General features: G+C 72.4%; 14 protein-coding genes. 5 read left to right on the top strand and 9 right to left on the bottom strand.

From position 1 onward, the window contains the following. Positions 1-127 precede the first annotated feature (127 nt). Genes ABZS37_RS06820 through pseB form a run of 6 tightly spaced genes read right to left on the bottom strand, consistent with a single transcriptional unit; the run spans position 128 to position 6,768 of the window. Positions 128-1,186 (bottom strand): glycosyltransferase, encoded by a 1,059-nt coding sequence (locus tag ABZS37_RS06820; protein WP_355166530.1) that lies wholly within the window; start codon positions 1,184-1,186, stop codon positions 128-130. Further along, positions 1,183-1,935: a glycosyltransferase family protein gene (locus ABZS37_RS06815; protein ID WP_355166528.1), complete on the bottom strand. Its 753-nt coding sequence runs from the start codon at positions 1,933-1,935 to the stop codon at positions 1,183-1,185. The genes ABZS37_RS06820 and ABZS37_RS06815 overlap by 4 nt, the downstream gene beginning before the upstream one ends. A 20-nt stretch (positions 1,936-1,955) precedes the next feature. Then, a complete protein-coding gene (locus ABZS37_RS06810; protein ID WP_355166274.1) occupies positions 1,956-3,782 on the bottom strand; it encodes a class I SAM-dependent methyltransferase in 1,827 nt (608 codons plus the stop codon). Then, positions 3,772-4,620 carry a hypothetical protein gene (locus ABZS37_RS06805; RefSeq protein WP_355166272.1) on the bottom strand — a complete coding sequence of 283 codons (849 nt, stop codon included), beginning with the start codon at positions 4,618-4,620 and terminating at the stop codon, positions 3,772-3,774. The genes ABZS37_RS06810 and ABZS37_RS06805 overlap by 11 nt, the downstream gene beginning before the upstream one ends. A 10-nt stretch (positions 4,621-4,630) precedes the next feature. After that, positions 4,631-5,788, bottom strand: coding sequence for an aminotransferase class I/II-fold pyridoxal phosphate-dependent enzyme (locus tag ABZS37_RS06800; RefSeq protein ID WP_355166270.1), 1,158 nt, complete (start codon positions 5,786-5,788; stop codon positions 4,631-4,633). Further along, complete coding sequence (gene pseB / locus ABZS37_RS06795) at positions 5,785-6,768, bottom strand: UDP-N-acetylglucosamine 4,6-dehydratase (inverting) (RefSeq protein WP_355166268.1); 984 nt, start codon at positions 6,766-6,768, stop codon at positions 5,785-5,787. Before pseB ends, ABZS37_RS06800 begins: the two co-directional genes overlap by 4 nt. A 366-nt stretch (positions 6,769-7,134) precedes the next feature. Between pseB and ABZS37_RS06790 the strand changes: the two genes are divergently transcribed. Continuing rightward, positions 7,135-8,871: a hypothetical protein gene (locus ABZS37_RS06790; protein ID WP_355166266.1), complete on the top strand. Its 1,737-nt coding sequence runs from the start codon at positions 7,135-7,137 to the stop codon at positions 8,869-8,871. 102 nt (positions 8,872-8,973) lie between these two features. Here the strand turns inward: ABZS37_RS06790 and ABZS37_RS06785 are convergent, their stop codons facing one another. Then, entirely contained in the window at positions 8,974-9,510 is a 537-nt protein-coding gene (locus ABZS37_RS06785) for a GNAT family N-acetyltransferase (protein ID WP_355166264.1), read from the bottom strand. A gap of 73 nt (positions 9,511-9,583) precedes the next feature. Here ABZS37_RS06785 and ABZS37_RS06780 point away from each other — a divergent pair, with 73 nt between their 5' ends. The 4 genes from ABZS37_RS06780 to ABZS37_RS06765 are packed head-to-tail and all read left to right on the top strand — an operon-like array spanning position 9,584 to position 12,329. After that, positions 9,584-9,835, top strand: coding sequence for an acyl carrier protein (locus ABZS37_RS06780; protein ID WP_355166262.1), 252 nt, complete (start codon positions 9,584-9,586; stop codon positions 9,833-9,835). Beyond that, a complete protein-coding gene (locus tag ABZS37_RS06775; RefSeq protein WP_355166260.1) occupies positions 9,832-11,100 on the top strand; it encodes an AMP-binding protein in 1,269 nt (422 codons plus the stop codon). Before ABZS37_RS06780 ends, ABZS37_RS06775 begins: the two co-directional genes overlap by 4 nt. Next, entirely contained in the window at positions 11,093-11,848 is a 756-nt protein-coding gene (locus ABZS37_RS06770; RefSeq protein WP_355166258.1) for an SDR family NAD(P)-dependent oxidoreductase, read from the top strand. The genes ABZS37_RS06775 and ABZS37_RS06770 overlap by 8 nt, the downstream gene beginning before the upstream one ends. Next, complete coding sequence (locus ABZS37_RS06765) at positions 11,832-12,329, top strand: hypothetical protein (RefSeq protein ID WP_355166256.1); 498 nt, start codon at positions 11,832-11,834, stop codon at positions 12,327-12,329. Before ABZS37_RS06770 ends, ABZS37_RS06765 begins: the two co-directional genes overlap by 17 nt. 43 nt (positions 12,330-12,372) lie before the next feature. Here the strand turns inward: ABZS37_RS06765 and pseI are convergent, their stop codons facing one another. After that, positions 12,373-13,425, bottom strand: a complete 1,053-nt coding sequence (gene pseI, locus ABZS37_RS06760; protein WP_355166254.1) for a pseudaminic acid synthase — start codon at positions 13,423-13,425, stop codon at positions 12,373-12,375. Beyond that, on the bottom strand, positions 13,422-14,588 hold the full coding sequence (locus ABZS37_RS06755) for a glycosyltransferase (protein WP_355166252.1): 1,167 nt from the start codon (positions 14,586-14,588) through the stop codon (positions 13,422-13,424). Before ABZS37_RS06755 ends, pseI begins: the two co-directional genes overlap by 4 nt. Between the last annotated feature and the right edge of the window lie 179 nt (positions 14,589-14,767).

Raw genomic sequence — 14,767 nt, 5'->3', positions numbered from 1 at the left:
CAAGATCGTGCTCGATCCTGGATGTAGTGGCATCCCGCGCGATCGAGGGGACTATTTCCAGGATCGAGCGTGACCATGGCGGGCGCGGCGCGCGCGGCGGGCGCGGCGTCGCTCGCGTGCGACAGCGTCAGCCGCGTACGCCGGCGGGGCGTACGGCGTCGAATACCGCGTCCACGACCCGTGCCCTTCCCTGCCCGTCGACGGTGGACCAGGCTTGCGCGGCCAGCGTCGCGCGCCGCTGCGGCGAGCCGAGCAGCCCGTGCAGGGTGCGCGCCGCCGTCGCGCGGGCGGCTCGTCCGGCGACTCCGCCGGCGGTCAGCTCCGGCAACTCGCCGAGGTCGGCGGCCAGGCCGTGGCGCACCACCCGGGTGTACGACTCGCGTTGGTTGTCGACCACGCAGACCAGCGCGGCGGGTGCGCCGAGGCAGCAGAGTTCCCAGGTGGACGTGCCTGCGGCGCTGACCACCAGGTCGGCTTCGGTGATCAGTTCCGGTAGCGAGGTGGTGGGCGGGACCGGCCGGATGATCTGCCCACGGCCGGGCGTGATGTCCTCGACGTCGGCTTCGATCTCGGGTCGGCCGACGATGACCGTGAGGTCCATCGGATGGCCGGTGGCCACCAGCACCCGGGTCAGGACCGGGGCCGCGCCGATCGCGTCGGTGCCGCCGAAGAAGGCCAGCACCCGGGGTCGGCTGACCGCCGTGGTGGGCGGGGGGACCGGTGGTCGGGCGGTGATCACGGAGTCGCGCAGCAGGGCGTACCCGCTGCCGGCGAGCAGCCGTCCGGGCAGCCCCGGGAGCTCCGCTCCGAAGTTCTGGTCGAGGTAGAGGTCCGCGACCTGGCCTCGGCTGTCCCCGTCGATCACGGCGAGGGTGAACACGCCGGCGGCGCGCAGGGCGCCCGCCCCGGCCGGGTCCAGCTCGTAGGAGTCGAGGACCAGCACGTCCAGTTCGTGTCGGCGGGCTGCCTCGACCAGCCCGGCCGGCGAGTCCGGGCCTGGGTGCAGGGGGATTCCGCGCGCGGTCAGCTCCTCCGTGGCCCAGTCGAGCCGTTCGACGGTGCCGAACACGGCGACGTGGGCGCCACGGGCGAGGAACTCCTCGGCGAGCGCCAGGCAGCGGACGAGGTGGCCGACGCCGCGCTGCGGCCCGGCGTCGCAGCGCAACCCGACCCGAAGGGTGCTCAGGACTCCTCCAGCTGTTTCTGTCGCACGCCGACGTTGAGCGCGCGCAGCCGGGGCTGGCCGTCCAGCCAGTCGGCAAGCTTGGCCAGTGGCACGCTGATGTCACCGAAGTGGTCGATGACCGCGCTGACCAGCGCCCAGTCCTGCTCGGTGTCGAGGGTCAGCCGCAGCGCGGAGCGGTCCGGGGTGAGTGTCACGCCGAGCACCCGGAACAGCTCCGGATGGGTGTACGCGTACGAGGTCACGTGCACCCGGTGGTGGTCGGTGGCGAGCCGGTCCAGGGTGCGCAGCGTCTCCGCTCGGATGATCTCGACGTCCAGCCCTCGGGGCAGGGTGCGGGCGATCGAGGTGCTCGCGTAGTCCAGCCCGGGGACCGCCCGGTACACCGACGCGACCAGAGTGATGATCTCCGGGTCGAGCAGCGGGCAGTCGGCGGTGAACCGCATGACCGCGTCCCCTGGGTGGGCCGTGAGAGCGCCCACGAATCGGCCCAGTACGTCGTCGACCGGCCCTCGGTGGCACGGCACGCCCAGCCGCTCGCACTCGGCCACCACGGCGTCGTCGACCGCGTCCGTGCTGGTGGCGACCACCAGGTCGGCCAGGACGCCGCTGTCGCGGGCGGCGCGCACCACCCGACCGAGTACGGAACGCCCGGCGAGCGGGCGGAGCACCTTGCCGGGCAGCCGCGACGAGCCCATCCGCGCCTGCACGATGCCGACGATCCGTGGCCCCGCGTCCTCCGTCGGGGCCATCCCGGGCACGGGTACGCCGGTCACTGCTGTTCCTCCTGCTTCGGGGCGAGCGCCGCGGTGGCCCGGCGCTTGGCGGCGCGGGCACCCCGCTTGGCCAGCCGGGCCGGGGTGATGGCGAGCCGGCCGACACGGTAGCTGAGCGATCCGCTGAGCAGGCCGATCTTCGCCTCGGCCCGGCGCAGCGCCCGTTCCCGCGAGGTGAGCAGTTCCTCGGTCCACGCCGTCAGTGCCGTCAGTCGGGTGAGTTCCTCGCGCTGGCGCAGCCACGCCTCGCGCAGCTGCTGGTAGCTGTGCGTACCGACCGGCGGGTCGGTCGGTACGACGGCGTGCAGTTCGGTGGCGAGGGCGACCCTGCCGTCGGGTTTCAGCCCGTGCAGCGCGGCGGCAATGGCCGCCTCGGCCTCCACCGCCTCGGCGACGGTCGTGCGGTCCAGGTCGTGCCCGGCGAGGCCACCGAGCACCACGGTCAGGCCCGCGACGTCGAGGGTGGACGACCACGGGTGGGCGTACCCGCCGGTGAGCAGGCCCGCCGCGAAGCGCCACAGCCCGCGGGCCAGCACCACGTCGGCGGGCAGCGCGACGGTGGCCCGCCAGCTCGGGTCGAGCACCGTGTAACGCGCGCCGTCGACCACCACGTTGTCGGTGCCGGCCAGCGCCGCCGCGCCCGCGATCCGGCCGTCGCTGTCGGCCTGGTCGGCGAGCCAGCCCGCGTAGCCGTGCAGCAGCGTGCGCAGGGTCGCCAGGTCGCGGCGCAGGGCCGCGTCGAGCAGCAGGGTACGCAGCAGTCGGCCGGACGGCACCGGCCCGGACAGCGCGTCCGCGTCCCGGTACGCGGCCTCGCGGCTGGCGAACGGCGCGGCGGGCGGCACGGTCGCGCCGGTGGCCGCGGTGAGCCCCCAGCGCCAACCCGACGGACCGTGGAGCACCTCCAGCACGCCGATCCCGGGCTGCCCGGTCTGCACCAGTGCCACCGGCAGGTCGCCGCCGGCGGCCGGTGTGGTCGGGTTCGCGGGGTCGGCGGGCCGGTGGGCGAGCATCAGCCAGCCCGGTGCGAGGTCGGCGGCGCGTCCGGCGTGCAGCGCGTCCACCGCCAGCCGGGCCGGGTCCTGGAGCACGGTCGCGGTGGTGGAACCTCCGGCGCACGCGCCGTGCAGCACCGCGTCGAACAGGCCGGAGCCGACGTCCCGGTCGAGGTGGTGGGCGTCGAGCAGCGCCGTCGGGGTGCTGGCATCGGGGTACGCGGCCCAGCACGCGACCGACCGCAGCCCCGCCCTGGTGAGCCGCTCGCGCAACTGGTCCCGGTTGGCCGGGTGGGCGCGGTCCAGCACGCCGCCGATCGCCCAGGCGGAATCGTCCCGGCTGGCGTACCAGGGGGTGGTGGCGACCAGGCGGTGCAGGCCGAGTGGGTTGTCCAGGCGCAGCAGCAACGTGCCACCCGGCCGCACCGTGGCGACCAGTCGCGCCAGCACACCGTCCCAGCCGAGCCGGGTGCCCTCGACCGACTCCACCGGGTCCAGCCCGGCACCGGCGATCACCACGTCGTACGTCTCGTCGTCGGGCAGCCCGGCTGGGCCACCCACCACGACGTGGGCGGACCGCTGGGCCACCGCAACCGCGTCCGGGTGGCTGCGCAGCAGGCAGGTCACCTCGGCGTGGGCGAGTTGGTCGAGCAGCGCCGGGTCGTGCGGCCCGGCCACCAGGACCCGGGCGCCGGGCGGTACGAGCCGTGCGGCCAGCGCGGCGAGGGGTCCACCGTCGGCCAACCGTTCCTGCGGCAGGTCTGACCAGGCCAGCATCTCGCCGCCCGGCAGGGTGATCCGGCCGGCGGGTGCCGTCTCAGTCGTCACGGTCTTCCTCTTCCTCCTGGAGGTTCGCCCAACCGAGCAGCTCGCGCAGCTCGGCTGGCGTGCAGCGGTGGTCGGTGCCCAGCTCGGCGCGGGCGATCTGGACCGCGGTGGGCAGGTCGACGGCGGCGCCGTGCAGCTCCGGCCACTGCCGTCGGATCCGGGCGGTGCCGCCGAAGGTCGGATCCTCATTGGACAGGATCATCGGGTCGCCGTAGACCGCCGGTTCGCACCCCGCCGCGATGCCGTAGAAGATGGCGCTGGTCAGCCGGTTGGATGCCACCCGGCGATGCTGGCGCAGCTCGGTCAGTTGCTTGTCGAGGAACTCCGGGTCGGTGTCCTTCCACCAGTGCCCCCGGTAGCCGTGGCAGATCACCCGGAACCCCGCGCGCTCGTAGAGCCGGCGGACGTGGCGCATGCCGTACTCGTGCCAGTAGAGGCAGACCGTGACCGGGCCTGGCTCGGTGTCGCGGATGCGGGCGATCAGCTCCCGGTGGTCGCCCTTGACGTGCTGGCCCTCCCACCCGTGGAACGGGTACCAGATGGTGCCCTCCCGCTCCTGCGCCGGTGGTTCCTCGGGTCGCATGGCCAGCAGGTAGCTGAACGGCGCGCCGATCACGACCACGTTGCGTCGACCCACCGACCAGGCCCGGCGGCGGGTCTGCTCGGACCAGAGCAGGCTGGGGGTGCGCTCGGCGTACGGGTGACCGGGGGCCAGGCCGTCGCCGATGTTCCAGCCGTGCTGCACGTACCCGTTGATCCGCGGTGGGTGCCGGTCGCCGAGGCCGGCGTAGCGGGCCAGCACGTGCGCGTGGCCGTAGAAGTGGTTGGCGTGGTGCATCAGGTTCCCATCAGGCGGCGGAACGCACCGCGCCGAACCGCAGGGCCGCGGTCAGCGCGTCGATGACGCGATCCTGGTCGGCGTCGCTGAGTCCCGGGTAGAGCGGCAGCGACAGCTGCTGGGAGTAGAACGACTCGGCCACCGGGCAGGATCCGCGTCGGTAGCCCAGGTCGGCGAAGACCGGGTGCCAGTGCACCGGGATGTAGTTGACCTGAACGCCGATGCCGGCTGCCCGCATCCGGTCGTACACCTCGCGGCGACGCCCGTCGAGCACCCGGATCGGGTAGAGGTGCCAGGCCGGGTCGGCCCACGACCTACGGGTCGGCGGCAGCACGCCGTCCAGGTCGGCCAGTGCCTCGTTGTAGCGGGCGACCAGGGTCCTCCGGCGGGCCATGAACTCGCCGAGCCGACGCAGTTGGCTGCGGCCCAGGGCGCAGAGCACATCCGGCAGCCGGTAGTTCAGCCCGAACTCGTGGACCTCGTAGTACCAGCCGCCCTCGTCCGGGAAGCGGAACTCGTCGCGCTCCCGGATTACTCCGACGCTGCGGAACCGACGGGCACGCTCCAGGACCTGCGGGTCCCGTGCGGCGACCGCGCCACCCTCGGCGGTGGTCAGGTTCTTCGTGGGAAAGAACGAGAAGGTGGTCAGGTCGGCGAGCGAGCCCACCGGCCGGCCGTGGTACGTCCCGCCGATGGAGTGCGCCGCGTCGGCGAGGAGCAACGCGTCGCTGCCCACCATCGACGTGCGCAGCGCGTCGTAGTCGGCCGGGTGGCCGGCGTAGTCGACCGCGGCGACGACCTTGGTCCGCGAGGTGACCGCGGCGGCTGCCGCCGCCGGGTCGAGGCAGAAGGTCTCGTCCTCGACGTCGGCGAACACGATCTTCGCGCCGAGGGCGGCCGCGCTGCTGGCGGTCGCCACGAACGTCATCGGCGGGACCACCACCTCGTCGCCCGGGCCCACCCCGGCGGCGGCGTACGCCACCTGCAGCGCGGCGGTGCCGTTGGAGACGCTGGTGACACCGACCCCGCCGGTCCACCGGGCGAGATCGGCCTCGAACGCGTCCACCTGAGGCCCGGTAGTGAGCCAGTCGCCGCGCAGCACACCGGCCACGGCCGCGATGTCGTCCTCGGTGACCGAGTGCCGGCCGTACGGGAGCATCCCCGTCATGCGGCAATGCCGAGCATGTCGCGCAACTGCTCGACGGTGAGCCACTCGTCGTTGGTGTCCGACTGGTAGGCGAAGCCGTCCGGCACCGGGTCGCAGTCGACCGGCGGCTGGTAGCCCCAGGTGGCGATGGTCGGCTGGACGATGAACCGGCCGTCGGCGCGCAGCGTCCGGCGGCTGTCGTCGGGCGCGATCATCTCCTCGTGCAGCTTCTCGCCCGGCCGGATGCCGATCTCGTGGGTGGTGGCGTCCGGGGCCACGGCCTCGACCAGGTCGAGGATGCGCATGCTCGGGATGCGCGGCACGAACAGCTCGCCACCCTGCATCTGGTCGAACGAGTCCATGACGAACTGCACGGCCTGGTCGAGCGTGATCCAGAAGCGGGTCATCCGCTTGTCGGTGATCGGCAGGCTCTTGCCCTCGGCGGCCAGCCGGCGGAACAGCGGGACGACGGAACCACGGCTGCCCACCACGTTGCCGTAGCGCACCACGGCGAACCGGGTGGGGTGCTGGGCGGCGTAGTGGTTGGCCGAGACGAACAGCTTGTCGCCGACCAGCTTCGTCGCGCCGTACAGGTTGATCGGGCTGGACGCCTTGTCGGTCGAGAGGGCGATGACCTTCTTGACGCCGGCCTCGATCGCCGCGTCGACGACGTGCTGGGAGCCGGTGATGTTGGTGGCGATGTACTCGGAGGGGTTGTACTCCGCGGTGTCCACCTGCTTGAGGGCGGCGGCGTGCACCACGTGGTCCACGCCGTGCATGGCCCGGGTGAGGCGGTGCCGGTCCCGGATGTCGCCGATGAACCAGCGCAGCCGCGGGTCGTCGCCGAGCTGCTGGCGCAGCTCGTACTGCTTGAGCTCGTCGCGGGAGAACACCACCACGCGGGCGGGGTCGGCCTCGGTGAGGATGTGCCGGAGGAAGGTCCTGCCGAAGGAACCCGTTCCCCCGGTGATCAGAATGGACGATCCATTCAACTCACTCAATTTGGTGCTCCCGTGATCGTGGATGAACGGGCGGCCCTCGGCCGGCCGACCGGGGTGAGACGCTAGCCATGGCGGGTTAACGGGTAGACGCTCGCGGGTTAACCACAACCCCTGCTCCTGTGAATGCCGAACACCGCGTAGGCAAACACTTTCGGTCCGCCCGTAACGGGCCTGACCAGGCTGGATCGGGCCGCTACAGTGACCGCGCGAGCGACCCGGCTGCCCTGTGCGCGGTCGGCTCCCGCGTTCACCCGACATCCGCACCAGCTCGGTGCGAGCGGGTCACCCCCGAGCGTCACCGGTGCGGGCCGACGTGCCCGCCGGGTCCGCGCGGGCCCGGTCCGGCCGGCAATTCTGGAGGCGTTGATGGCATCCGGTAGCGACGTGATCGAACGGCCGGCGGTTGCGGCCGAGACGCGGGGCCCCGCACCCGCGCGGCGCTGGCTGCTGCCGCTGCTGCTCGTCGTCGGTTGGGTCCTCAGCGTGGCCTGGCGGATGTGGTTGTCCCGGCACATCGTGCTGCCGATCGCGCACACCGACGAGGACAGCTACCTGAACACCGCGCGTGCGCTGGCCGGTGGGCCGGGCGGCTTCAGCAGCGAGAACGACCTGCTGCGCCGGGTCGGCTACCCGATGCTGATCTCGCCGGCGTTCCTCGGGGACCGGGACTTCACCGACAGCTACCGGATCGTCCAGCTGATCAACGCGATGGTGAACTCGGCGCTGCTGCCGCTGGCGTACCTGCTCGGTCGGCGCCTGCTCCGACTGCGTCGGTCGTACGCCCTGCTCGGTGCGGTCGCGGCGGCGACCCTGCCGGCCACCGCCTTCTACGCTGGCATCGCCATGATCGACACGGTGATGGCGCCGCTGGTGGTCGCCTGGCTGCTCGCCGTGCACCGCTGGATCGAGCGGCCCGGCCCGCTCGCCGCCGCCACCGTCGGCCTGCTGGTCGGCGGGTTCCATCTGCTGCACTCCCGCGGCCTGGTGATCGTGGCGGTGCACGCCGGGCTGGTCCTGCTGCTGTTCATCCGCCGCCGGATCAGCCCGGCCACGGTGCTCGCGGCGCTGTTGCCGGTGCTCGCCATGGCGCTGGTCAACGAGGCCGCCATCCGCTACCTCGGCGGCAAGGTCTACCTGCTCGGCAGCACTCCCGGCGGGGGCACGGTCGAGGCGGTCGCCTCCGCCCAGGGTGTGGTGCGCGTCAGCGCGGCCGTCGCCACTCAGCTCTGGTACCTCGTGGTGATCACGTTCGGGATGGCGGGGGTGGCCTGGGCCGCCGCCGTCCGCGAACTGTGGCGCCCACGGCACGGCGACGCCGCCCGCTGGACGATGGGCGTGGCGTTGGTGGTGACCGTCGGGGTTGCCGGCGGTGCGTCGGTGATCCTGGCCGGCATCACCGGCAAACCGCTGGACGCGATCTACGGCCGCTACGTGCAGATGCTGGCGCCGTTCTGGCTGCTGGTCGGGCTCGGGGTGCTGTTCACCGCCGGACGCCGGGCGGTGCTGCGCCGGGCGGCCGTCGCGGTGGCCCTGCTGGTGGGCGGCGGAGCGCTGGTCGCCGTCCGGCTCGCCTACGTCGCCAGCCAGGGCCACCGGCTGCGCTACGGCGGCTTCAGCGCGCCGGATCTGGTGGCGTTGACCGGCGGCTGGCGCGAGATGCGGCCGGTGGTCGGGTCGCTGGTCGGTATCGCCGGCTGTCTGCTGCTCGTCGCGGCCGTCCTGGTGCCCCGGCTGCGGTTGCCGATGCTCGGCGTACTCGTCGTGGTCAACCTCGTCACCATGCAGGTGATCGACCAACGGCTCGTGCGGCCGACCGTCACGAGCACCGCGCCGACGCCCCGGGTGGCCGACATCGGCGTACGCCCCGGCGAGCGGGTGTGGGCCTCGACCGGCGTGCACTACGTCATGCGGTTCAACCTCAGCCACCAGGTGACCTGGACGGACGTGCGCTGGTTCGGCGACCAGCAGCCGCCGGCCGCGGCGCAGGTGGTGTTCGCCCGCTGGGCACCCGGCCAGGCCGACGACTGGGACGGCACGGCGTACGGCTTTGTCCGGCTCGGCGGCAACCCGGTGCAGCACTGGGCGGCCTGGCGGCGAGCCTGACCCGGCACACCCCGGTGGACACCGCTATTCGTGAACGGCGGATGTCCACCGGGAGCACGGTCGGTTAATGCTTTCCGTCTATTGCGGAAATGCGTACGGCAATCAGCGTTGACGGCGGTCGACGCGGGCCAGGGAAATGGGTATGACGGTGATTTCCCGGCCGTCGGACAGCTCCTGCCGTGGAGTGCCCTCGACGAATCGGAAACGCCGGTTCATCTGTCGTACGACGGTGTTGTGGCCGAGCACCTCGCCATCGAGTCGGTCCAGGTGCAGCCCGTCGAAGGCGTACTCGACGGCCTCCCGCATGACCCCCAGCCAGGCCGGCAGCGTCTCGCCCCGCCGGTCCAGCCCGTCGGCGTCCAGATAGAAGCCCCACGCGCCGGTGCGAGGGCCCTCCAGTCGCAGGTCGAAGAAGGTGACCACGCCGCAGGGCAGGTCGTCGCGGACGTACACCAGCACCCGTCGGGAGGGGTCGGCACGGACCCCCGCCCACCACCGGGCGTGCTCGTCGGCGGTGATCTCGTGGCTGGTCTTGCTGACCTGGCGGTTGGTCTCCTGATTACGCCAGGACAACATCAGGTGAACGTCGTCCGCCGTCGCTTCGCGCAGCACGTACGTCTCGCTTTCTTTTCTGTTCACGTCCGGTCCCGGCACCTTACCCGGGCCTACCGGGAAATCAGATATGCATTCGTTGGGTTGTAGACTGCGGCGCATGAACGAATTGAGTCGCGTGCAGATCCGCGACCTCATGACTCAGGTGCTGAAGAACCAGGACAAGGAGCTGCCCGCAGACGACGCGACGCAGTTGCGGGAGATCGGCTTCCGGTCACTGGACTTCTCCGAGCTGGCCCTGCGGGTGGAGGACGAGACGGGGGAGGAGCTCAACTTCGATGCCCCCGGCCTGCGTCGCATCGCCACCGTCGGGGACGTCCTCGATTTCCTCGTCGAGCTCCAGCACCAGTGACCGTCGCGCCGTCGCGCCACCCCGCCCCCGCGCACCCGGAGCCGGCTGGTGTCGACAACAGACTCGTCGTCGGTGGCACCGCGCTGACCTGGCGGGCGCTGCCGTCGCCGACGCTGACCGACCCGGCGGCGGTGCTCGTCCACTCCGCCGTGCAGGCGCTCACCGCCGCACGGCAGCACGCCGTGCACGGCACTGAGCTGCTGCTCAGCACCGCGAGTCGGGTCGACGCGGCGATGCGTACGGAGCTGCTGGACGCCGGGTTCACCGTCCTCGACGACGACGCAGTGCACCAGAGCGGTCCCGCCCGACCGCGAGCCGCCGAGCCGGGCCGGCTCTGGCTGCTGACCTCCGGCTCGACGGGGCGTCCCAAGCGGGTCGGGCACACCCTCGACACGCTGACCACCGTGCGGGCCGACCAGCCCGATCGGACCTGGCTCTGCCCGTACGCCCCCGGCACGTACGCCTGGTGGCAGGTGGTCACCCTGTCGCTGACCCAGCCCGGCCAGCACCTGGTGGTGGTCGAGCCCGACGAGCTGGACGACTGGCCGACGGTCGCGGCCGCGCACGGGGTCGACGCCGCCTCTGGCACGCCCACGTTCTGGCGCCGCACTCTCTACCGGGACGCCGCCGCGCTGGCCCGGGTGCCGTTGCGCCAGATCACCCTCGGCGGAGAGCCGGTGGACCAGGCGATCCTGGACCAGCTGCGGGAGGTCTTCCCCACGGCCCGGATCTCCTGGATCTACGCGTCCTCCGAGGTGGGGGCGTCCATCGTGGTGCACGACGGGCGGGCCGGGTTCCCGGTCGACTGGCTGGACCGGGAAACCCCGGGCCGGCCGACGCTCTCCGTCCGGGACGACGAGCTGGTGGTCACCTCCCCGTACCACGGGGCCGGGTTGGCCGGCCCGATCCGCACCGGGGACCGGGTGCAGGTGCTCGACGACCGGGTGCTGATCACCGGTCGACTGGATTCCGATGAGATCAACGTCGGTGGCAGCAAGGTCTCGGCCGGCGTCGTCCGCGGCGTGCTGACCGGGCATCCGGCGGTGGCCTGGGCACGCGTGACCGGCCGCCGCGCCCCGGTGCTCGGCCGGATGGTGGTCGCCGAGGTGGTCCTCGCGCCCGCCAACCCGTCCGACCACGTGGACACCGACGAGGCCGCGCTCGTCCGCTGGTGCGCCGACCGGCTTCCCGAGCACGCGGTGCCACGCCGGATCCGCGTGCTGACCGAGATCCCCGTGAAGGAGACCCTGAAGAGCGATGTCTGACTTCGCCGACACCCAGTTCGTTCCGCCCAGCTCCGTGGTCCTCGTCTCCGGCGGCTCCCGGGGGTTGGGCCTGGCCATCGTCACCGACCTGCTCGACGCCGGCGTACGGGTGGCCGCGTTCGCCCGTACCGTCACCCCGGAGCTGGAGAAACTCGCCGCCGAGCACCCCGACCGGGTGCACGTCGGCTCGGTGGACATCACCGACCTGCGCGCCGCGCAGAGCTTCGTCCGCGAGGTGGAGCAGCGCCTCGGCCCGATCGACGGCATCGTCAACAACGCCGCCGTCGGGCAGGACTCCCTGCACGTGCACACCGCCACCGACGACATCGCCCGGATCATCGAGACCAACCTGACCGCCCCGCTGCAGCTGACCCGGCTGGTGGTCCGCCGGATGCTCGGCAAGGGGCTGCGCGGGCGGATCGTCAACATCACCTCGATCTGCGCGCAGCGCGGTTTTCCGGGCCTGGTCGCGTACTCGGCCACCAAGGGCGGCATGGACGCCGCCACACGCTCGCTCGCCCGGGAGCTGGGCGGCCGGATGCTGGTCAACGCGGTCGCCCCCGGCTTCTTCGCCTCGGAGATGTCCGCCGTGCTCGGCCCGACCCAGCTCGACCAGATCGTGCGCCGCACACCGACCGGTCACCTGACCGAGCCGGTGGAGGTCGTGCCGGTCGTACGGATGCTGCTGCGGGAGCACACCAACATCAACGGCCAGGTCATCGTGGTGGACGGTGCCGCCTCCATCTGACCTGGACCGGCTGGTCCGGCCACGCCCGGTGCCGGCGCTGCTCGCCGCCGCCGAGCGGTACCTACGGGTCGCCACCCCCGCCCAGGTGGCCGACGCGGTGACCCGCAGCCACCTCGACGACGGCCGCTGCGTCGGCTGGTACGGGCCGCCAGTGCCCGGTTGGCGAGTGGCGATCGATGCGGAGCGCGCCGACGCCGCGGTGCCCCCGGCGCTGGCCCGCCGCTTCGGCGTAGCGGACTTCTGGGCACGGTGGACCCGGGCCGAGTGCTGTTGCAAGCTGGCCGACGTGCCGGTGGCGGCCTGGTGGCGTCGCCACGGGCTGGGTACGCCGGCCGACGGCTCGGCGGTCTGGCGGACCCTGCGGGTGGCCGACCTGGTGGTCACCGTCGGCTTCGTACCCGCTGCCGGCGCACCCCCAGCCCTGCCCAACTCCGTCGATCATGGAGTTGTGGTGCCGCACAAAGCAGGCGCCGGGGGCTGAAACGCCCACCAGAACTCCATGATCGACGGGGCGAGGTGACGGGTCAGATCAGGTCCCAGCTCAGTGGAGTGCCGCGCGGGACTTCGGTGGTGAAGGTGCGGCCCAGCACCTGGGCGATCTCCACGGGAGGCAGGCCGCCGGCTGGCCGGATCGAGCGGACGTTCTGCGCGGTCACCGGGTCGCCGGCGCGAACGTCCTCGACCACGAAGAGCGAACGGCGGAACCGTAGCCCTTCCCGCTCTGCCGGGGTCGGGCCGATCGCGGTGCTGCCCAGTGCCGCGTACGCGCGGCCCGACTCGGCGACCAGGGCCGTCAGCTCCGCCGGGTTCAGTGAGAAGTCCGAGTCCACGCCGCCGTCGGCCCGGTCCAGCGTGACGTGCTTCTCGATGAAGCAGGCACCGAGCGCCACCGAGGCGACCGCCACCCCGATGCCGGGCGTGTGGTCGGAGAGCCCGACCGGCACGTCGAACGCACCGGCCAGCACCGGCAGCCGGCGCAGGTTGCTGTCGGCCGGCGGGGCCGGATAGGACGCGGTGCAGGCCAGCAGGATGATGCCCGCCGCGCCACCGGCACGGGCGGTTCGCACAGCGGCGTCGATCTCGGCGACCGTCGCCATTCCGGTGGAGATCACCATCGGCTTGCCGGTGCTGGCCACGAGCCGGATCAGCGGCAGGTCGACCAGCTCGGACGAAGCGATCTTGTAGGCCGGCGCGTCCAGCGACTCCAGCAGCTCCACGGCGGTCGCATCGAACGGTGACGAGAAGACGGTCAGGCCGCGTACGCGGGCCCGCTCGAAGATCGGGGCGTGCCACTCGTACGGGGTGTGCGCCCGCTCGTAGAGGCGGTACAGGTTCTCCCCGCCCCACAGCTCGTGCCCGCTGGAGATGCGGAACGCCGGGGTGTCGACGTCGATCGTGATCGTGTCCGGCCGGTACGTCTGGAGCTTGAGGGCGTGCGCCCCGCTCTCGGCCACCGCGTCGACGATGGCCAGCGCCCGGTCCAGGTCGCCGTTGTGGTTGCCGGACATCTCGGCGACCACGAACGGTCGCTCCCCGACGCCGACCGCGTGCGGCCCGATCTTGATTGTCGCCGTCATTCCGACCTCTGCTCAGGTACGCCCGCACCGGTGTGCGGTGGTGCTGTCGTCGTCCACCCGGCGGGCGGACGACCTGGAAGACCAGGGCGCCGGAAGCCGACCCGGCTCCCGGCGTGGTGTGCGGTGAAGGCGGTCACGGCAGGCGGCCACCGGCCAGCGACCCGGTGTGCCCGGCGCAGTGCCGAATAGGCCAGCCAGTCGCCCCGCCCGACGAGGCGGTGCTTGAGCCCGGTCACGCCCGGGGGCAGCGGGTAGCCACCGGCGGGCAGGTACCGACGGTAGTGCTCGGCGGCCCGGTGGAAGAAGCCCTGCCGCAGGTGTGGGTGCAACCGGCCGTCGTTGCCCACCACCACCAGGTAATGGTTGATCATCAGCTGGAACAGTTCGGCCTGCAGCCGCTCGTCCGGGTGTTTCCGGGCGACCCAGTCCATCAGCCGCTCGTACTGGGCGAACGCGTCGAAGTGCCGGCCGCTGCGGGTGGAGGTGATCGCGCCCTGCCGGCCCTGTCGGTACAGGTAGCAGACCCGGTCCAGCACGGAGATCTTCTCCGCCCCGATCAGCAGCGGGTGGCTGAACGGGATGTCCTCGTACCAGCCCGGGAAGAACCGCAGCTCCAGCTCGTTCAGGAAGTCCCGGCGGACCACCTTGTTCCAGGCGGTGTGCTGCACCCGCAGCAACTGCGGCTGGTCGGCCAGACGGGTGACGCCGGAGATTCCGCGCAGCAGGTGACTGCTCGCGTCGACCTCCCGCTGGCCGCCCTCGTGCACCCGCAGGTGGTCCAGCATCAGCACGTCGGGCTGGTGTTGGCGCAGCCGGTCCAGCACCGCGGCGATGGTGCCCGGCGGCAACCAGTCGTCGCTGTCGAAGAACCAGACGTAGCGGCCGGCGGCCACGTCGAGACCGGCGTTGCGGGCCAGTCCCAGACCCACGTTACTGCTCAGGTGTACGACGCGGACGCCGTCGCGGCCGGCCGCGTACGAGCGGAGCATGTCGCCGCAGCCGTCCGGGGAGGCGTCGTCGACGGCGATCAGCTCAACCACGGCCGACTCGCCCGCCGGGATGTCGGCCCGGATCGACTCGAGGCACTGGTACAGGTACGCCTCGACGCCGTACACGGGCACGACGATGCTCAGCAGCGGTGCGTGCGTCGGCTCATTGACCACGCCGCCACCTTCGACGATCCGGGTGACCGGCCCCGGAACCTGACGTGGCCGACGGAGGTGGAGTCCCTGAACTCCCGCGGAGCGGAAGGTTAACGCCGCCACCGGCCGCATCCCAGTGCCTGGGACGCCGGTTCGGTGACCACAAGCAGGTCCCGGGCCGGATCTTGAGATGCAGGCGG

This window comes from Micromonospora sp. NPDC005413 (assembly GCF_040606435.1).
Lineage (GTDB): Bacteria > Actinomycetota > Actinomycetes > Mycobacteriales > Micromonosporaceae > Micromonospora.
The sequence above is the reverse complement of the archived record's forward strand: the minus strand, read 5'-3'. Positions and strand labels throughout refer to the sequence as shown.